This window comes from Pedobacter frigiditerrae (genome assembly GCF_004331645.1).
GTDB classification, from domain to species: Bacteria; Bacteroidota; Bacteroidia; order Sphingobacteriales; family Sphingobacteriaceae; genus Pedobacter; species Pedobacter frigiditerrae.
Window position 1 is genome coordinate 40,455 of sequence record NZ_SJSK01000010.1, and the last position, 19,659, is coordinate 60,113.

The following is a 19,659-nucleotide window of genomic DNA, read 5'->3' on the forward strand; positions in this document are numbered from 1 at the left end:
GCCTTTTAAGAAAAGAAAAGTAAAAAAATGTTTTGCCTTTCAAAAAAAGACACTACATTTGCAATCCCAAACGGGAAGTAGGTACGGTAGCTCAGTCGGTAGAGCAATGGACTGAAAATCCATGTGTCGCCGGTTCGATCCCGGCCCATACCACTTTAAAACCTCAGAGCAATCTGGGGTTTTTTTGATTATACGTGGTTTTATTCTTATCTTGTTATGATGAAATTTGTATTAGAGGTAAAAGAAAGTAAAGTAGAAATGTTAATGGCGTTATTAAATGATTTGCCATATGTTAAAACTAAACCACTTACTCCTTTTAAAGCAAAGGTACTTCTACATGTAAAGGAGGCAGTTGATGAACTAAATTTAGTTTTGTCTGGTCGGCTTAAGGCCAGAAATGCTGAAGATTTGCTAAATGAGCTTTAATATAAAATTTATTCTTTGTATTTTTAATTATCAAATTAGATATGAGCTATGGTAGATCTTGAACTAGAGGAAAAACATAAAAAATACCTGGTTACGATAAAATATTTGCGTCACAGGAATTTTAGCAACAATCTGCCTTTTCTTATTCTTTCTGAAGACCTTCCCGACGGACAGGTCTACAAGGAGTTTCCAGATGGCAGGATTGAAATTCAGGAAGTGAAATCTGCAGGCAAAAAATTCATCACACGAGTGGTCAAAATACTAAAGGAACGACAGGCTGAAGAAGTTCGCAAGTCCTATGGATTACTCTAGGCCAACGCTGCTTGTTATTTCAGGCCCAAATGGTTCTGGTAAATCTACCCATATCCAGACCATGTTACCTCTGGCCTTTGAAGGCATAGTTTCATTTGACAGGGATAATGTTCGGGTTGAATTCGAAGCGAAGCTAGAAGAGGTGGGCGTTCCTAAGTCCGAGCAAACGCCACGCGCTACAAGGTTAATGGAGGCCCAACTTAAGGGTAAAATGATTGAGGCAATAGATTCTCGCTCACATTTTGTACTGGAGACTCCACTTTCCCATCCGGATTACTGGAGATACATTGACATGTTTGAGGCTTCGGGTTATCAAGTCCAGCTCAATTATCTGTGTCTTGATAAGGTCAGTGACTGTATTGGTAGGGTTGAACAACGTGTTTTGGAAGGAGGCCATTATGTTAGGCCCGATACCATCAAAGGTGTTTATGAAAGCAACCTAATTCATATAAATACGCAATACCAAACGTTTGAAAGGATAGAACTATATGACGGGATGGTCGTTCCGACGCTTCTTTGCAGTATGGAAAAGGCTGGCCTTGAGTACCTTTCTGCAAAGGCACTGAAAAAAAACTGGATTAAAAAGGGGATGCCGCTTATGGCAGCTGAATTGGCCCGGTTAAAGTAGGGTATGCCCTATGGTCGGTGTTATTCCCGTACCACGTGTAATAAGTTAAGTCATTGGTGAGAACACCAACAGCAAGTACAATCTATATTGTAAATAGTTTGGGTTCTGCATACTAATTAAACCTCAGCGCAATCTGGGGTTTTTGCGTTAATGGCAATTTTTTATTGTGGTATGATTTGAAACTTGGCGGTCCCTACAATCCTTTCCAGTTCCGTTCCATAAGGTAGATCTAGGTAAGGGATTATAGCTGGGTCATAGTTGGCAATGGTATTCGCAGAATAAATCCCAATGTTATTCGTATCGTTAACATAGTCGTCACTTTCAGTTCCTTCGAAGAATCTCCATCCATTGTCAAGCTCTTCTTCGGGTTCTTCTCGATACATATAGCCAATTTTTAATCCCTCTACTGTAATTCGGTCTGTAGCAAAGCAGCCACCCATTTCAGGTATAAGCTGTATAATTTGCCCTGCCTTTAGCTTATATTCTTTTTTGACCATAACCTTTAGCTTGTTTTCTTTTTGGAAGATAAGTAAATATGGGATTGCTACAAAATCGATATTGCTGCTCTAGCTGTAGCCAACGCCCAACGAACAACGCCCAACGCCCAACGCCCAACGCTCAACGCTCAACGTCCAACAACTACTCTTTAACTACCGTAACACTCGCCACCGTTTGCCAATTCGCAATTACCTGATCATAGAATGGTTCGCTAGCAGAGCCTCCCTTATAGATTACATACATTTTTTTTCCGTCTGTGCCGTTATAAAATCTTGCTCCGTTTTCTAACATAGCAGTGGAAATCCCTAATAGGACTCTGTTTAAGTCGAAGTTAAATGTAACCTTGTAGCTGTCAGACTGCTTGATGGTAATATCTGGTACAGCAAGATTAGCTTCAAAAGGTAGGGAACTGCCAACTAGTAGACTATCTACAGCCCCTTTTTTATTCACAAATGTTCCTTTAAAGGTAAATGCCCTTTCTGAACTGAGTGATTTTTTACAATATAATTTAACCTTAACATCCTTGTAAGAACCTGCAGGTAATTTGATTACCCCAGCCAAGGTGTTTGCACTAAAAATATTAAGGTTTTTTTCAATGATAATCGTGGTATCAAGCAAATTATTGCTCCTGCCTGTAAATGATATTTTTTCTACGTACACAGAGGCTGATGACCAAGCAGTTTTAACCACGCTGTCGCCATTAATGGTAATAACGCCGATACCTGATTTCACAGGTTCTAAAGAAGCTTTTGCAAAGTAGGCAATGTTGCCAAAGCTTGATGTTTTGGTTTCGGTGCTTTCGGTAGCTTCATTTTTTTTACAAGAGATGAGCACTAATGCTAGTAGAAACAAGCTAAAATTGAACTTGGCAAAAAGGGAGAGCGATTTCATGAAAGGTTTGGTATTGGTCTGAATCAAATATATATAGAAATTATAAATTCGTCAAGCTACAATTATATGCAACGAAAGAAGTTGGGAGTTGTTGAGTTGAATAGTTGTGGAGTCGCAAAGTCGGTGAGCTGTGGAGTCGCAAAGCCAATTATAGGGCCTATTTCTTAAACGAACAACGAAAGAGGTACGAAAGTCCGGAAGAAGGGAAAAGATGTTTAGTTGTTGAGTTGTTGAGGAGGGAAGATGTAAAACGATCAACGGACAACGAGCAACCCTGCCTGCCGGCAGGCAGGGAACAACGAAGTGTCTACTTTTAGGATAAACCCCATTATCTAGGAAAATATCCTATTAACCCATATATTTTACCTAAGTTGGCTCACTGCCCCGAAAGTTCATAGGTCAGTTATCAAGCGCTACCTGCTCACCTCGCCTTATCAATTAGGATACACGTTCTGCAAAATAATAATCATGCCTGTTCAAAAAGCGTTAACTGTCTCTGAAAGGAATCTCTTGCTTAAACAGCAAAACCATCTGAAATTGATGGACTCAGTAATTAGCCATACAAAAGATGCAATTATGATTACCGAGGCTGAGCCCCAGCAAGAACCTGGGCCAAAAATCATTTATGTAAATAAAGCATTTACAACAATGACAGGATATGCTGCTTCAGATGTTATCGGGAAGTCGCCAAGAATTCTCCAAGGCCCCAAAACAGATAAAAATGAACTCAGGAAGATGAGAGAGGCCATGATCAAGTGGCAGCCTTGCGAAATAACGATCTTGAACTATAAGAAAGATGGCGAAGAATTCTGGCTAAACATTTCCATATCGCCGGTTGCAGATGAAAAAGGCTGGTTTACCCATTGGATTTCAATTGAAAGGGATGTAACGGAAAGCAGGAAACTTGAAACACAATACAATGAAATTTTTCAGCAGGTTCCTGATGTAATTTGTACAGTGGGGATAGATGGCTATTTTAAAAAGGTTAATCCGGCCATGTGCAAACTAATGGAATATACCGAAGAAGAACTATTGGCTAAACCCCTTGTTAAACTGATCCATCCAGAGGAACAGGCAAGGATCATGACCAGCCTAGAGAAGCTGAATAAAGGAGATAAGCCTTTCTATTTTGAAAATCGGTGCATTACCAAATCTGGAAAGGTCAAATGGCTTGCCTGGACTTCTACTCCAGCTTCAGAAGAAGGGTTAATATTTACCGTGGCCAAGGACATAACCGATAAGAAGGAACTGGAAGACCTCCTGCACAAGGCCACAAATCTAGCTGGTATTGGGGGTTGGGAGTTTGACATTATCAAAAAAAAGGCCTATTGGTCTGAAATGACAAAAATTATCCATGAAGTGCCCGCAGACTATAAACCTAACCTAAAAAAAAATATTAACTTCTATAAAGGGGCCACTGAAAAACGGGCAATTAGGCAGATGATGAAAAAGGCAATAACATCCTGCATCCCTTTTGATACCGAAATACAGATTATCACTGCAAAAGGTAACCTCAAATGGGTGCGTTTAATAGGTGAGCCAGAATTTTATAATAATGTGTGTATCCGGATAAGGGGAAGCTTTCAGGATATTGATTTGCATAAGAAATCGGAACTTGCCATAGAAGCTTTACTGAGGGAAAGAAATACCATTTTAGAAAGCATAGGCGATGCTTTTTTTGCAGTTGACAGGAATTGGGTGGTTACCTATTGGAATAATGTTGCCGAAAGTGCGTTGGGGAAAGCTAAGGAAATGATGTTGGGGCATAATTTATGGGATGTTTTTTTTGATTCAATAGACTCTCATTCCTACAAGGAATATCATTTGGCCATAAAAGAGAATAGGATTGTTCGGTTTGAAGATTATTATGCTCCACTTGAAAAATGGTATGAGGTTAGTGCTTATCCCTCAGATGGCGGACTTTCTGTATATTTTAAAGACATTACTGAAAATAAGGCAACAGAAGCGCTACTGATAGACTCAGAAAAGAGATACAGTGAACTTTTTCAGCTAAGTCCGCTGCCAAATTGGGTTTTCGATGTTGAAACCTTAGCGTTTTTGGATGTTAACCAGGCGGCAATCATGCATTATGGATTTACAAGGGCAGAATTTCTTTCCATGACGATCAGGGATATTAGGCCCCTAGGAGAGATGCCTGGATTGGATGAAGTGCTGGGTGCTACACAGCGAAGAACACAGTTTGTTAAACAAGGCATTTTTACCCACCGCAAGAAATCTGGAGAACTGATAAAAGTAGAAGTGCAAAGCAATAGCATTATCTACAACCAGCGAAGTGCAAAAATTATTATAGCAAACGACATCACTAAAAACCTTGCCTATGTGGAGGCCGTGGAAATACAGAATGAAAAACTAAAGGATATTTCATGGATGCAATCCCATTTGATCAGGGCTCCTTTGGCAAGGATCATGGGGCTTGTAGGGCTTTTCAAGGATACTGAAGGTGCCAAGGAAAGCAACGAAACCCTGGATTACTTATTGCAATCTGCAAACGAGCTTGATAAGGTTATCAACGAAATTACCAAAAGATCCAAGATTGCCAGGTAAATTGCGTTATCGGCTGTATAATCACCATACCAATGTAATAAGCTTAGTGATTGGCAATGGCACCAACCACAATTAAGAACCTGTAGTTAACGAACAACGGAAGAAGTCGGAAAGTCCGAGAGATGCACAGCCCCTTCATTATGCCGTCACCTCGAAGGAGCGCCTGCCTACCGCAGGCAGGCAGCGAGGAGAGGTCTCTAACCCAAAAGCACCTCTTCAAAAGCTCTGTAAAACCAATGATACTAATGAACCAATGAACTCCCAACCTTCGCTCACCGCTCCTCGCTCCATAGCCTTTCCTTCGGTTCTGCATCATAACAACAACCTAACAGGGAGCTAACAAGTTATGTACTCGGTCGTCTGTTTGTCGTCCTTTCTTCGCTCCATGACCGAAGCAGTGGCGACGCTGTTACGACGCAGTAGCGACGTTGTGGCGAGCCTGAAACGAAGCCGAGACGAACGAACGACGAAGGAACGACGACGCAGAGACGAAAAACGAGCGAAGGAATGGGCAGTTAACCAATTAACCAACTCACCAATTAACCACTTACAACAGTTAACCGTGTCTTATACTTGATTATCCTTATTGATTAGATCCAATAAAAGCCCATTCTGCGCACTCCCATACACAGATGTTAATTAGATTTATTTACTCATGTGAACACTAAATATTTACGTGCTATGATAACAAGGAGCCATAATAAACCAATGCCACCCAATGCCCAAAATAGAAGATTAAGCAAATACCTATAATAGGAGGTATGGGTTTTTAACATATAGTCAGTTAATGGTCTCAATACTCTATTGGTATCTATGGGGTGCATACCGCTATCTGTATAAAATTCTACTTTGCGATATATCTTCGCGTACCAAACCTTACCCAAATCGTACTTGGTTAATTTGTCTGGTGTGTTGATTTTTTTAAAATGATTTAATTTTTGAAAGTCGATGCCTATGATGGGTGTGGTACTGGTTTGGGCGGCACAAGAAATAGGTTCATAACGATTACCTGTCCAATGCATACACTTTTCTTGTGTAGTTGCAGGCAGATAGACCTTATTTGCCCCATAGTTTAGATAAGAATAAATTGCAAAACCTAAAAAAGCAATTAATAATACGGTTATAATAGCTTTAGATAGTTTAGGAGTTGGTGGCTCAGGAGGTAATGTTATTTTTCCTGGGTTTTTTTCTATTAACCAAACCGGATAGGGCCTAGGCTTAAAATCTATCAGCCATGCCAATAGTTCAACTACTCTTAGTTCTGGATTGGTCGTTTTCCCAACTATAAAGCTTTTTACAGGTCTGAATTTATCAATATCTACATTTTCTATGATCTCTGTGTATGATGGTGCTTGATTTCTGGAACCAAAAAATGACCTTAAGGTTCCTTCATCTTCATCAGAGGGACGTTCTTTATAAACATTGATACATTCATCTCCCAACTGCCCTGGGCTAAGGCCAATTAAATTAATAGAAATTAGACCTTCACTTTTCTTTTTTTGATAGGCATCGAGTACTGCCTTTTGATATTCCGAGCGCATTATTTTAGGGATTTACCTGTAAATATAGGTCGGAATTTTCGGAATTTTTACGGTTTTCCGGAATTCTATCGGAATTAAAGGAATCATCGGAATTCCTTAACTAATAGTGAATTACAGCCCCCATCTTTGTTTCCAGAAGTCGGGACAGTCGTTTACGCCAAACAAAGTAAATGTATCAAACAGATTTCAAAATGAGTGGATATCACGGTGGTAAGTAACCGGTTTGGGAAGCAGTTATAAGCTCCCGTGATTGAACCTCATCACTTCCCAAAAATTTCAGAAGGCCTTCTGATTTACCAACGTAGTAAACCCCGCGTAAGGCGGGGAGCTACATAGTATTTCAACTTTTAAATTTTTGAGTATCATGTTTATACCTTTATTTATTGCCATCCTATTAGGATTGGTAAACCCATCATCGTATCCTGCCAATTGCAATACACAAACCACTATCGTAAATACAACCAGTGGTGATACTGGAGATCCGGAACCAGACCCTGAGCCAGGAGACGGAGATGGCCCAGGTACCGGTACAGGTACTGGCGGCGGTGCTGGACAAAATCCTCCACCTCCACCACCAAAACCAGAATAAGATAATGGGGCGACTGGTTCGCCCCATTTCTTTAAATTAATTTTTTATTGTTAGGAGAAACTTTTTTATTCTATAACTTAGTAGAAAACAGGAATTTTGAAACGTCTCTCTCTCTTTACGCTCTTTATGATTATCCTATCTGGTTGTTCAAAAGAGCAACCAAAAAAGGAAATAAAAGTCCAAAAAAATATAAACCAGACAAAAGCATATAATTATTCAATCTCAGGAAAAACTGACAGTGCCTTCAAATATTATAGTCTTGCAAAAGACGAATTTCTAATTCAAAAAGATAGCATTGGTGTAATTTATTGTCTGCTTAGCATGGCAATCATTTCGACCGGTCAAGGGGATTATTTTGGGGGACAAGAAATTTCACTAGCTGGACTTCCTTACTTGAACGAAAAGAACAAAGATCATTTATGGTATATCCATTCCAATTATAACAATATAGGACTTGCTAATTATCGTCTAAAAAATTACTCGGAAGCAATAAGATTTTATAACCAGGCACTAAAGTTTGCTACCATAGATACCGACAGATTTATATATCTAAACAACAAGGCGAAAGTTTATGAAGAGCTTAAAAATTTTGATGCGGCCATTAATATTTATGCACGTATTGTAAGGAGTGTTCCGAAAGAAACTATTAATTACGCAAGGGCTTTGGCAAATCTTGCAGCGGCTAAATGGCTCCAAAACCCTGACTATAATGCTGAACCAGAATTATTATCGGCGCTAGCTATTAATGATAAACTAGGAGAGAAATTTGGACAGAATTTCTGTTATGCTCGATTGGCCGATTTTTACAGTAAAAGAAATAATACGATTGCAGTTGATTATGCAAAGAAAATGTTGGTAGTTGCTAAAGAACTGAGCAGCCCAGACGATCAATTAGAAGCGCTATATAAATTGGTTAAACTAAGTTCACCGAAAGCAACTAAGCAATATTTCGTGCAATATGAAAAGCTTAGCGATAGCTTACAATCAGCACGAGCGAGAGCAAAAAACCAGTTTGCATTAATTCGCTACGACACACTTAAACTTCAAAAAGATAATACCGAAAAGAAATATCAGATTGCTAGAAGAGAAGCTTTAATTGTCATCAGCCTAATTGCTATTATTGCCTTAACTGGTATTTTCATTATCTGGTATAGAAAAAGAAAGCAAAAAATAGAATTAGAAACCCAAAATGCCATCCGTGAAAGCAGGCTCAAGACCTCAAAAAAAGTGCATGATGTAGTAGCCAATGGTTTGTACAGGGTAATGACAGAGATAGAGAATACAGAAGGATTAGACAGAGAGGAGATGTTGGATAGACTAGACCAGATGTACCAAAAATCTCGTGATATTTCTTATGAGGTGGAGGAGACGAAACCTATCGTGCACAACTTTAGCCTTCAAATAACAGCCCTATTACAGGCTTTTACCACTCCAACAACCAAAGTGATCATTAAAGGCAATACAAATGAGTTGTGGACAAGGTTAAATGACCCAGCGAAACATGAAATTGAACATGTGCTGCAAGAATTAATGGTGAACATGAAGAAACATAGCCATGCCACAGCGGTTGAGCTATTGTTTGAACAAAAAAATAAACGCATTTATATCAGCTATATAGACAATGGCGTTGGCATGCCAGAACAGGTGCAATACAAAAATGGACTCCGTAATACGGGAAACCGTATAGAACATATTGGAGGCGAAATTAACTTTGACACCAAGTTGGAAAAGGGACTAAAGATTCTAATCGTTTTTCCGGTTGTTTAGCTACCTCATTTATGTTTAAAAAAGTATTAGTTGCCGAAGACCACGAGAGCGTGAGTATCTCTGTTCAAAAAACATTGTCAGAACTCGAAATTGTGCATGACAATTCAAATTATGTGTTTTATTGTGATGACGCCTTCAATCGGGTAAAAAAAGGAATTAGAGAAGGGCAGCCCTACGAATTGCTCATTACAGACCTTTCTTTTGAGGATGACAGGCCACAACAAATCTCTGGTGGTTCAGCGCTCATTAAAGCAGTTAGAGAAGTACAGCCAAACTTAAAGGTATTGGTGTTTACGATAGAAAATAGACTTGCGGTGGCGCAAGCCTTAATGAAAGATTTAGGTATTGATGCTTTTGTACCCAAGGCACGCCATGATGCCAAGGACTTAAAATTAGCCATACAAACCATTGCCAACAACAAGACTTACCTCTCCCCAAATCTTAAACAAGGTCTGAAAGACGAAAACTCATATGTGTTTACCGATTTCGAAAAAACAATCATTTCCTTATTGGCCAATGGGATGCCACAAAAGGATATCCCCTTCTATCTAGAGCGGAATAACATCAAGCCCTCGGGTTTAAGTAGCATAGAGAAACGTTTAAATGCCGTTAAAACGATATTAAACTTCTCTACCAACGAACAACTCATTGCGCATTGTAAAGATAGGCACATCATTTAATTATACTCCTTAAATAGCCTTGGCCATTCAGTACGCATATAGGGCTAATGGTCTTAAGGATGAAGATTTAAATCTTTTCCAATATTTTCCTGACTTACGGATATCCGTAAGTAAGCCAACTCGTGGTACTTTATTTTTGGTGTACCATGAAAAAATTATTAATGCTCTTATTACTTGTCTTTACGGTAACTGCCGTTCATGCACAAAAAACCGTTGTTTATCAACAAATGAGCCCAAGGTTAAACAAGAAAACCGTTGAGGGTATCATCACCGAAACCTATGTTACCCAAAGGAAAGGTTTAACATTTATTTGGTTCAGGTTAGGGAATGATACCCTGGTACACGTTTGGAAAAAACACTTGGATACAACCAAAATGAAGGTAGGTGCCAAAACAACTTTTCGCTCCATCAAACGGCTTCAAGGAAACCTCTGGAGAAAAGAAAAATCGGAAATCCCTCTACCACCAAAGGCAAATTAATGAATCACCTAATTGTTGCCCTTAACAAAAGACTTCTTTTTTTAGCTGCGGCCATCAGCATTACCTTAAGCGCTTGCCTCACCAATAACTTCCAACACCGTAAATATTATAACCGAACAGCTACTGGTGTAATTACTGAAATTTACCGGAATAACCTTGGTGGTAACACCATCGTGCTAGATGGTAAGGTTAATATCAACGTATGGGATGAAGACCTGGACAGCACCATGGTAATAGGTAACGTAAAAACATTTCAGTTTAAGTTACTTGGAAAGAGCGTGAGAAAGTAGTTGACCGCACACACTTTCATGGTAAAAATGCTATCGTGTGCAATGTCAAATTTTCTTCGGTTGAAAAATACAGTGCTGTATGGCGTTTATGGCCATCTTTTGGCCTGTTTGAGCCTTTGTGAAAAATAATCCGACTTTACGGTTTCCCGTAAAGAACTCATTTTCTTGCTAGTTACTTTTGATATCATCTCAGTTAATTAATTCTCTTAAAGCAAAAATGGATTTCAAGGACGAAGTAAAACAGCTAGGTATCAGAACCAATAAAATGATACCACAAATACAAACCGAAGAGGCCACCAAAAATGCCTTGATCATGCCTTTTATTAAATTATTGGGTTTTGATGTGTTTGATCCATTTGAGGTTAACCCAGAGTTTATTGCAGACATTGGCATTAAAAAAGGGGAGAAGGTAGATTATGCCATTATGAAAGATGGTGAACCCATCATTATCATCGAATGCAAACATCACCTAGAAAAATTAGATCCACATAATTCGCAATTGTTCCGTTATTTCCATGTGTGCAAGGCAAAATTTGGCTTATTAACCAATGGTTTATTCTATAGGTTTTATACCGACTTAAATGATGTGAACAAAATGGATGAGAAACCATTTTTCGAATTTAACATTGCCGAAATAAAGGATGCACAAATTGAAGAGCTAAAAAAGTTCCATAAGTCTTATTTCGATGTAGAGAACATTTCCAATACGGCATCAGATTTAAAATATACCAATGAGCTTAAGGCACTGATAACTTCAGAGCTGAGAGATCCTTCTCCGATTTTCGTTAAACATTTTGCCAATCAAGTTTACCAAGGCAAACTAACAGAAAAGATCTTAACCCAGTTCTCTGAACTCGTACAGCGATCTTCTAACCAGGTATTAAATGATGCCATTACCGACCGTTTAAAAACGGCATTGGGCACAGAAGAAGCCAATAGCAACGATAAAGAGATCAAGACCACTACACAACCCATCATGGCCGAAGATAAGGTGCAAACAACCGATGAAGAGTTAGATGCCTTTCAGATTGTTAAAGCCATTTTAAGAGAAAAAATTCCTTCAGAACGCATCTCACCCCGAGATACACAATCTTATTTCGGGATTCTTTTAGACGATAACAATCGTAAACCCATCTGTAGGTTTCATTTCAATACCATCAATAAATACCTAGAGGTTTTTCATAAGGGTAAAGATGCTGGAGAAAAAATACAGTTGAACAGCCTTGATGAGATTTATGGGTTTAGGGAAAAGTTGCACCAGACGGTGGCTAATTATTAAAGTAAATATTAAGCCTATAAATGAAAGAAGCTGTAGCCGTAAAGTGGTAGCTTTTAGTTAACAGAATTAAACTTATACAAAGCTAAAAACATTACAAAGTAGATGATAAACGATTTAAAAAAGTTCTTAAACGAAGAACAAGATCCAAAAGCAGTAGAAAAAACGCTAGGAAGAATTAATAGCCTACTTACTTCAAATGAACAGGTAGAATACATTGCTGTACAAAAGAAACCTGCAATTAACTTCTCACCTGATTGTATTGCGCTCACAAATAAGAGGATTATTTTTTGTAAGCCTAAGAACTTTGGTTTATCAATGGACTTTCACGATTATAACTGGAAGGATATTGCCGATTGCCACATTAAAGAAGGAATTATTGGGTCTACATTCACGATGAGGACAGTAAGGAATCTCAATAACATGATGGATTATCTCCCAAAAAACCAGGCGAGAAAACTGTATCAATTTGCACAGGAGAGAGAAGAAGAAATGAGAGAATTTAGAAGGCAAAGAGAATTAGAGGATAAAAGAGCCGCTGCTGGTGGAGGTATCGTTGTTAACAACGCTCAAACACCAAATGAAAGCCTGCAACAAGAAGACCCTTTTGCAGTATTGCAGAAATTAAAAGCTTTACTGGAAAACGGAATTTTATCTCAGGAAGAATTTGACAATAAAAAGAATGAGATTCTTTTACGGATGTAAAACCATAGTTATTTAAAAATAAATTAACCTCGACAAACATGTATAAAAAATCAATTACTGCAGCTGACCTATTTTTGGCAATACTTGCAGTATTATTAATCAGTGTAAGTTTCTATCAAACTTGGTTAGGTCTGCAACAAATTTTTGGTGGTAGTTCTTTCGTCATTGCATTAGTACTTTCTTTAATCCTACTTTTTCTTCTTTGGCAAATTAGGATTGCCAAAACAATAGGGAATGCAACTGCTTCTTTGGGTTGGATCTATTTCTTTTTTGCTTCATTTTGTTTCATTGCCAATTTCAATGCATTGTATACAAGATTTATGAAAACTGATATTTATAAGACAGAATTGAGAGAAATTAATGAACAATATAATTTCTTAGAAGCCGACATAAAGAAAAAGCTCAACTATTCCATAACTGATGAAAAAGCACGACAAGCTATAGTTTCAAAAACACAGCAGTTGACAAAACAAATTACGGATAAAGGAACACCTGGCTTTGGGAATAAAGCCTTGCAATTAACAGGCGAAATAGAAAAAATGCTTGGACAAAAGTTAACTCTATTAACCGTATATAGAGGAGATTACGAAGACTTATCAAGAAGAATGGAAGTTCAGATCATAGATATGATGGATCAGCTTTCACCTGCCGAGAAGACTTTGAAAAATGATGTTGAAGATGCAAAACTACATTGGAATAGGCAAATCGAAAAACTGCTTCAAATGTCGAAAGAACAAATTGATGACCTAGCACAGGGTGAGATTGATAAATCTTTGCAACAGTATAACGATTTAGTCAATAGAGCAAAATCTGTTTTGGGGGAAGAAAAAATAAAGACAGAGTTGGTTCACTCTAAAACTCAAGAAGTCGGTAAAATAGGTTATGCCTTTGATCACGCTATTAAAAACTTCGGAATGTTTCAGTTCGTAGTATTGGCTGGTTGTGTTTTATTGGATTTTGGAATTATGTTCATAATTCTATTGATACCCGCCGACGAAAGGGACAAAATTGGTAAGGGTAGCATTTTAAATACAAGAAAAGGAAAAACTTTAATTACCAAATAACTAAAAAGAATGAATAACGACAACGAAGAATTGAAACCATTGTCATTTGATGAAAATGAAGATGGATTAATGCCGATGTCTTTTGGCACAGGCGAAGAAGCTATGGTAGATTCGATTCCATTAGTTAAAACGGCAACAAATGAAATAAAAAATCGTGATAGCAATTTTGTTTTTTTCTTTGGTAACCCACAATCAGGAAAGTCTGTGATACTTTCTTCTATGTTGTATCACTTAAGTTCGCAAGCAGGAGTTTTACGTCCTAAAATCGGAACCCCGAATTCTCATGAAGCTCAAACCCTTCTTTATGATTTTTACGAAAACATCCGTCAAGGAATATTACCAGAACGAACAACTGTTGGAAAGGTCTTAGAACTGGATTTGGTTTTTGAACCTAATAACAAATCAAAAAAAGTCATGCCTATAAACCTTACCTTTTTGGAAGCCTCTGGAGAAGACCTCAGGGCTATTAAAAGAGGAGGTAATTTCAATAGTCATATTTCTAAATATTTAAGCTCAAATGTGCCTTTAACATTCATAATCGTAACCAGTTACGATACCGCAGATAAGGATGATGCACTTATAAACGAGTTTCTTGACGAACTTGAAAGGAAAGGGAAGAATTTAAGGCCGATAAATCTAATCCTTGTAATTTCCAAATGGGACAAGTCTGGAAGAATGGAAGTTGAAAGTGAGGAAGAACTTGATAATTTCATAAATGATAACCTTCGTAGAACAAGCCAAAGAATCAACGCTTATGAATTAAGTAAGACCTTTTATACCATTGGTAACGTTGAAACTGCAGGGGGGAGCCAGCGAGTAACGCTTTTAAGTTTAGATACTGCAGGAATTCTTTCTAATTGGCTATATAATAGCATTACAGGATTTGACATAAATTATGAGGGTACGTTTCTGGAACGCTTAAAATGGAGTTTATTTAATTGATAATGGGCATTAATTATTTTATTTCAGCATTTGGCACATTCGGAAATCCAAACGGTTTCCAGCAATCATATTTGTTGTCAGATTTAACAACCAACATCGCAAGAAATATTAAAACATTTGATTTGAATACTAATGCGATAAAACTGTTTCCAGATACTAAAATATATTCAATCAGAAAAGAAGTTGCAGACGACCATTTTATCATATCTTATTCTGTTTACTCTTATGCTAAAGAGCCAGATTCAGATAGAAGTGGCACCTTTATAGGTTCCAGCTTTTTATTTGTTGATAAGTTTGCAGAAGAAAATATTGTTATTCGAAATCTAAACCAATTTCAAAATTCATTAGTTGAAAAAAATGTTGACAACAATACAATTATCGTACGGCATTCCAAAGACTTTTTTCTTTCCAATCCGAAAGATTTTGATAAGATAGATTTTCATTTGAAGTCTGCAAAAAACTTAGATTTCAATCTAAACTCCAATAAAAAGTTGGTAGTATTTTGTAGAACGAATAGTAAAACACTAGAATCTTTTTTCAAAAAATCTGTGGATTTAATGGATGTTTATGACTCTATTTATTTCACGGACAGCAAAGAAATAGCGGAGTTTGTTCGACAAAAAAGAATATTTATTGCAGTTGACGAGAGTAATTTTGAAACTGAAATCCTAAAGTTAAAAGAAGAAAAGAAACGCAAAATACAACAAGCCGTAGATGAATTTGCTCAAGAAAAGCAAAAATTGGATGACGCTCGTGTGAAAACATACGAAGAATTTAAATCGCAGCTTGACAGGAATAGAGAACAACACTTGCAAAATGAAAAAACAATAGGAGAGGCTGAAAAAAACTTGCATAAAATCAATAGTTTTTACGATGACTTCGCTCGCGAAATTGATCAGCTTTCAAATAAATTGAAATTAGGTAGTGAAAAATTAAACGATGTAAAACAAATCTACAATCAAAACAAAAAAGTTTTCAGGGAAAACATCGGTGATTTAACCAAGGTCAATTTTATCAATACATTTTCTCAGCCCAAACCAACAACTGATATAAGAGAAATATTTCATCAAAGTTATAATTGGGATAGTCAGCAAAATAGTATAAGAGTAAAGGATATAAGGGAAAGTCAAAAGGAGGATAAACAAATAATTTTCAAGGTGCTAAGTTTGGTTTTTCTTGTTTTTTGGATTGTTACGCTAGCTTATTTACTGCTGTTCAATATGCCTAACAAAGAAACCGTGATAATTAGTGAGCCAGAACAGCAACAGGAACAGGTTGAAAAAAATATGGTACCAACAATTGAAAAAGAATTGGTTCCCGCACCTAATGCTGAATTGAGTGAAAAAGACTATGGGCTCGTCGATAAAAAAGTTAGAACCAATATGCCTATTGATGAAATTGTCCAGATAATTTTTAAAACTAATCCTACAGACATAAACAGCTTTTACTCCCAGCAAATAGATGAATATGCCAATGAGCTTTTTAAGAGAAATAAAACAAGCTTCACTGAAAAAGATAATCGATATTTTTTTGTAACAGATACTTTAAAACATATCCCTTCTTATAGAAACAAATAATGAAATTGCTATCAGTTATTTTCCTTCTGCTTTTGGTTATAGGATGCAGTCACCCTGAGGATAAGGATTTTGAAAGAAACAAAGGTGTGAAATCAAATGCCGATGTAATTAGCTCTAACGAAATTCTACAAGATGATGAAAAGATAAGGACAGAGTCCCCAAAAATAGATCTAAATGATTTTAGTATATTAAAAATGGAGAGCGAGAACGGTGTGAAATATGTTTGGATAGAGATTAACGGTATAAGATTGCGGTTTATTTTTGATACTGGTGCAAGCAGTATTTGCATTTCACCAGCCGAGGCGAGTGTCTTATATAGGCAAGGCACATTAAGAAAGGAGGATATTTTAGATATGGAGTATTTTCAGGATGCAACAGGGAAAATATCCGAAGGGACAAGTGTTAACTTGAGAATAGTAAAAGTTGGAAATAAAATTTTAGAAAATGTAAAGGCCACAGTCGTTGATAATATTAATTCGCCGCTTTTGCTTGGGCAATCTGTATTAGAAAATTTCGGGCATATAGAGATCGATAATGAGAATAACCAAATAATACTCCGATAAAGCATTAATCTATAATTCGTTCAAAAAAACAAGTTAACTCTTTTAATAACATAATGAAATCCCTATCCCTGCTACTCTTCGTAACCTTTACAACTTTAAAAATCCCCCCAACAACAGTTTATCTCTGCGATAGTAAAAACGCCAAGAGATATCATCTCGACGTTAAGTGTCGTGGGTTGATCAACTGCAATTACAGAATTATTAAAACAACGCTAGATAAAGCCAAAAAACAAGGTAAAACCATGTGTAAATGGGAAGAATAATTTCGCTGCTTTTATTGCTCACACTCAGCCTGGGCTGTAGCCAAGAGAAGGTTTTTCAGCCAATTATTGGGGCTAGCTTATCAAACCAAACTTTCGTTGCCAAAGTTATCCGCATTATAGATGGGGATACGATGGAAGTGCTTTACGAGAATAAGCCAGTAAAAATCCGTTTGGCACATATAGATTGCCCAGAAAAAAGAGGGAAGCAGCCTTTTGGCAGCAACGCCAAACTCGCCCTTTCAGACTTGTGTTTCGGCCAAATGGTAACTGTGCAAGGAGAGAATTACGACAGGTACAAAAGACTGATAGCGGTGATCATTAACAATAAAAAGCAAATTGTTAACCAAGAAATGGTGAAGCAGGGGATGGCCTGGCATTTTACAAGGTATTCTACTGCTGTAATTTATGATGAGCTGGAAGCCGAAGCAAGGCAAAACAAAGTTGGTCTTTGGCAAGAACCAAATCCTACGCCGCCTTGGAATTGGAGAAAGAATAATAAGTTGTGAGTTGAGTTGTAGCAGTTTTCTAAACATCTAAAAATTAAGCCCTACGGTTTCCCGTAACTATTAGCGATAATGGAATTCTATCTTTAATATGCTACTAGCAGTAGTTAAATCAATTAATTCTTAACATTTAAAGACAAGAAAAATGAGCACTTACAGATTAAACCTTAATCAACAAGCCAATGGAGATCATGAGGTACACGAAAATGGATGTAGGTATTATCCAACACAGAACTATGACGAATTAGGGAATTATAGTTCTTGCACCCCTGCTGTAACAGAAGCGAAGCGCAAACATCCCTACAAAAGTATTAACGGTTGTAAAACTTGTTCTGATTATTGTCATACGACCTAGAATTATGTTTTAGTTGTATGTACTCTTAACTCGGCTGTTCGAGATGTTCTGAAAGGCATCTCGAACTTTTTATAAAAATGGATTTATAATCCCAAGGCTTTTTATTTGCCCTTCAAAATCTCAACTTTCTCTCTCTCACTAGCCAATAACCTTTCTAATAGAGCTACTTTTTCATCGTATAAGGTTACTATTTTTTCGATTGGACTAAAATTATAATAATGGCCATAAGATGATGCATTGTCATTGTAGGTATGGTGCAGTATGGTTTAACTGCTGGCGCCTTGCCCCAGTAATTAGTAGTCCATTGATCTCGCATTTACGCCTGTTCGGCACACCGTTACATCTGCTTCGAGAAGGGTGCGTAACGTGGTCGTGTCTGCTTCGGGTTTTTATCGGCTCCGCTTCGGGATGGTCCCGATAAAGAGACGAACGTTTCCCGAAGCTTTCCCGAAGCCTTCCCGAACACTTCCCGAAGGCTTCCCGAACAGTTCCCGAAGAAACCTCGAAAAAAATCGTTTGCCGTTTATCGTTTGCAGTCTGTTGTTTGCCACCCATCGTTATCACCTTTAGTATTCCTAGTTACACAGTTGCTCCTAGGCTTATGTTTAAAGCCTACTTCACCTGTATATGATTGGTATTTGGTGCCTATGTCAAATCGGTTTTCCCGAACGCAAGACGGATCAAAGACGAACCAAAGACGAACGATACACGAATCAAGTAAAAGGCTGGTTCATCTTCTGGCGAGTGTGATCACCGTTTGGCATAAGTCTCGATAAGCTCTTGGCCGCACACAAGAATGCGCCAGTGAGGGGATTGGTGGCTGTGTTTTGGCGGCTACAACCGGCGAGCGTCATGCTTCCCGATGTAAAATCGGGAGGCATCGTAATGCGATTGCTAGGCTTAGACTCTTTCCTCTCCCAACCCCTCCGATGTAAGATCGGAGCTGGCTCTCCAGCGGGGGACAGTATAGTCGTCTACCTGCAAAGTTCCGTACCGACCATAAGGGCTACGACCGGCGAGCGTCATACCCAACTTGTCCCGATAGTTATCGGAAGCAAAAGGAAGGAGATTAGTTAATTGTTTAAAGCAATATCTTCTATCTAGCGATAAATTAGCAAGGTGGAGAATTGCGCAGCAATCTTGAGGGCAAAAACAAAACTACTACAGCCGAAAAACTGAGGCTCTTCGCCGAACGGCTCAGCTTGCGGTTTAAAAACAATTGACGTACTTATCCGAGGAGGCATTTGCAGCCTTGAACTTTATTAATCAGTGTTTATTGATTTTGGTATTAATGAGCTCGCTGAAGGGCTCGGTTTGGTGCTTTTGGTTCAAGCCAATATTGCGCAGCAATCTTGAGGGCAAAAAACAATATACACTACCGAAAAACGACTTGACTCTTCGGCTGTCAAAGCCTGTCCCGATTTATCTTCGGGAAGCCGAGGCAAGTGTATCGTCCTAAAAAAAGTTTACAGTTTTTTATTTAATCCTGATATTGATTTACAGTTTTTTCATTGTCCTGTAATGGGTTTACAATTTTAGTATTTTTTGTATAATAGTTTTTCCATAATCTTTCAACATTCAGTTCTTGTGAATGTACAAGTTCTGGTGTTAGCAGGCCAATGCTAAAGTGCGGTCTTTCATTGTTGTATAGTTCGACTGAAGATCGCAGGCACTCTCTTGCATCTGTTATATTGTTGATTCTGTATTGGTTCAGGTATTCGTGTTTAAGGATGCCATTTATTCTT

The 19,659-nt window shown here is 37.9% G+C and carries 21 protein-coding genes and 1 tRNA gene; 18 read left to right on the plus strand and 4 right to left on the minus strand.

Annotation, left to right across the window (positions count from 1 at the left end; all coding sequences use genetic code 11):
- Positions 1 to 80 precede the first annotated feature (80 nt).
- The 4 genes from EZ428_RS23720 to EZ428_RS23735 all read left to right on the plus strand — a co-directional run bounded on the left by EZ428_RS23720 (position 81) and on the right by EZ428_RS23735 (position 1,366).
- Positions 81 to 153 (plus strand) — tRNA-Phe (locus tag EZ428_RS23720).
- A 63-nt stretch (positions 154 to 216) separates the two neighbouring features.
- Complete coding sequence (locus EZ428_RS23725; RefSeq protein WP_225871154.1) at positions 217 to 426, plus strand: hypothetical protein; 210 nt, start codon at positions 217 to 219, stop codon at positions 424 to 426.
- 48 nt (positions 427 to 474) lie between these two features.
- Positions 475 to 738, plus strand: coding sequence for a hypothetical protein (locus EZ428_RS23730; RefSeq protein WP_131555832.1), 264 nt, complete (start codon positions 475 to 477; stop codon positions 736 to 738).
- Positions 725 to 1,366, plus strand: a complete 642-nt coding sequence (locus tag EZ428_RS23735) for a zeta toxin family protein (RefSeq protein WP_131555833.1) — start codon at positions 725 to 727, stop codon at positions 1,364 to 1,366. Before EZ428_RS23730 ends, EZ428_RS23735 begins: the two co-directional genes overlap by 14 nt.
- A gap of 161 nt (positions 1,367 to 1,527) precedes the next feature.
- Here the strand turns inward: EZ428_RS23735 and EZ428_RS23740 are convergent, their stop codons facing one another.
- Together EZ428_RS23740 and EZ428_RS23745 are read right to left on the minus strand one after the other, a co-directional pair.
- Positions 1,528 to 1,863, minus strand: coding sequence for a DUF2185 domain-containing protein (locus EZ428_RS23740; RefSeq protein WP_131555834.1), 336 nt, complete (start codon positions 1,861 to 1,863; stop codon positions 1,528 to 1,530).
- A 142-nt stretch (positions 1,864 to 2,005) separates the two neighbouring features.
- The gene (locus EZ428_RS23745; RefSeq protein ID WP_131555835.1) at positions 2,006 to 2,755 is read right to left on the minus strand and encodes a hypothetical protein; all 750 of its coding nucleotides are present in this window, start codon (positions 2,753 to 2,755) and stop codon (positions 2,006 to 2,008) included.
- A gap of 540 nt (positions 2,756 to 3,295) precedes the next feature.
- Here EZ428_RS23745 and EZ428_RS23750 point away from each other — a divergent pair.
- Positions 3,296 to 5,320, plus strand: coding sequence for a PAS domain S-box protein (locus EZ428_RS23750; RefSeq protein WP_165501859.1), 2,025 nt, complete (start codon positions 3,296 to 3,298; stop codon positions 5,318 to 5,320).
- Between the two features lie 653 nt (positions 5,321 to 5,973).
- On the opposite strand, the gene EZ428_RS23755 is transcribed toward EZ428_RS23750, so the two are convergent.
- A complete protein-coding gene (locus EZ428_RS23755; protein WP_131555837.1) occupies positions 5,974 to 6,861 on the minus strand; it encodes a hypothetical protein in 888 nt (295 codons plus the stop codon).
- A gap of 364 nt (positions 6,862 to 7,225) precedes the next feature.
- Between EZ428_RS23755 and EZ428_RS23760 the strand changes: the two genes are divergently transcribed.
- The 13 genes from EZ428_RS23760 to EZ428_RS23820 all read left to right on the plus strand — a co-directional run bounded on the left by EZ428_RS23760 (position 7,226) and on the right by EZ428_RS23820 (position 17,914).
- Complete coding sequence (locus EZ428_RS23760) at positions 7,226 to 7,450, plus strand: hypothetical protein (protein ID WP_131555838.1); 225 nt, start codon at positions 7,226 to 7,228, stop codon at positions 7,448 to 7,450.
- Between the two features lie 126 nt (positions 7,451 to 7,576).
- Positions 7,577 to 9,217 (plus strand): ATP-binding protein, encoded by a 1,641-nt coding sequence (locus EZ428_RS23765; protein WP_131555839.1) that lies wholly within the window; start codon positions 7,577 to 7,579, stop codon positions 9,215 to 9,217.
- 11 nt (positions 9,218 to 9,228) lie between these two features.
- Positions 9,229 to 9,897 carry a response regulator gene (locus EZ428_RS23770; protein WP_131555840.1) on the plus strand — a complete coding sequence of 223 codons (669 nt, stop codon included), beginning with the start codon at positions 9,229 to 9,231 and terminating at the stop codon, positions 9,895 to 9,897.
- A 146-nt stretch (positions 9,898 to 10,043) separates the two neighbouring features.
- Positions 10,044 to 10,376: a hypothetical protein gene (locus EZ428_RS23775; RefSeq protein WP_131555841.1), complete on the plus strand. Its 333-nt coding sequence runs from the start codon at positions 10,044 to 10,046 to the stop codon at positions 10,374 to 10,376.
- A complete protein-coding gene (locus tag EZ428_RS23780) occupies positions 10,376 to 10,666 on the plus strand; it encodes a hypothetical protein (protein ID WP_131555842.1) in 291 nt (96 codons plus the stop codon). The genes EZ428_RS23775 and EZ428_RS23780 overlap by 1 nt, the downstream gene beginning before the upstream one ends.
- Before the next feature lie 217 nt (positions 10,667 to 10,883).
- Positions 10,884 to 11,945, plus strand: coding sequence for a type I restriction endonuclease (locus tag EZ428_RS23785; RefSeq protein ID WP_131555843.1), 1,062 nt, complete (start codon positions 10,884 to 10,886; stop codon positions 11,943 to 11,945).
- A gap of 102 nt (positions 11,946 to 12,047) precedes the next feature.
- Positions 12,048 to 12,647, plus strand: coding sequence for a PH domain-containing protein (locus tag EZ428_RS24270; RefSeq protein ID WP_131555844.1), 600 nt, complete (start codon positions 12,048 to 12,050; stop codon positions 12,645 to 12,647).
- A 38-nt stretch (positions 12,648 to 12,685) separates the two neighbouring features.
- On the plus strand, positions 12,686 to 13,711 hold the full coding sequence (locus tag EZ428_RS23795; protein WP_131555845.1) for a coiled-coil domain-containing protein: 1,026 nt from the start codon (positions 12,686 to 12,688) through the stop codon (positions 13,709 to 13,711).
- 9 nt (positions 13,712 to 13,720) lie between these two features.
- Positions 13,721 to 14,653, plus strand: a complete 933-nt coding sequence (locus tag EZ428_RS23800) for a hypothetical protein (protein ID WP_131555846.1) — start codon at positions 13,721 to 13,723, stop codon at positions 14,651 to 14,653.
- Positions 14,654 to 14,655: 2 nt separating this feature from the next.
- On the plus strand, positions 14,656 to 16,230 hold the full coding sequence (locus EZ428_RS23805; protein ID WP_131555847.1) for a hypothetical protein: 1,575 nt from the start codon (positions 14,656 to 14,658) through the stop codon (positions 16,228 to 16,230).
- Entirely contained in the window at positions 16,230 to 16,793 is a 564-nt protein-coding gene (locus EZ428_RS23810) for a retropepsin-like aspartic protease family protein (protein ID WP_131555848.1), read from the plus strand. The genes EZ428_RS23805 and EZ428_RS23810 overlap by 1 nt, the downstream gene beginning before the upstream one ends.
- A gap of 250 nt (positions 16,794 to 17,043) precedes the next feature.
- Entirely contained in the window at positions 17,044 to 17,562 is a 519-nt protein-coding gene (locus tag EZ428_RS23815) for a thermonuclease family protein (protein ID WP_131555849.1), read from the plus strand.
- A gap of 142 nt (positions 17,563 to 17,704) precedes the next feature.
- On the plus strand, positions 17,705 to 17,914 hold the full coding sequence (locus EZ428_RS23820; protein WP_131555850.1) for a hypothetical protein: 210 nt from the start codon (positions 17,705 to 17,707) through the stop codon (positions 17,912 to 17,914).
- Positions 17,915 to 19,394: 1,480 nt separating this feature from the next.
- Here the strand turns inward: EZ428_RS23820 and EZ428_RS23825 are convergent.
- On the minus strand, positions 19,395 to 19,659 hold a 265-nt coding region (locus EZ428_RS23825), incomplete at its 5' end, for an integrase core domain-containing protein (RefSeq protein ID WP_165501808.1).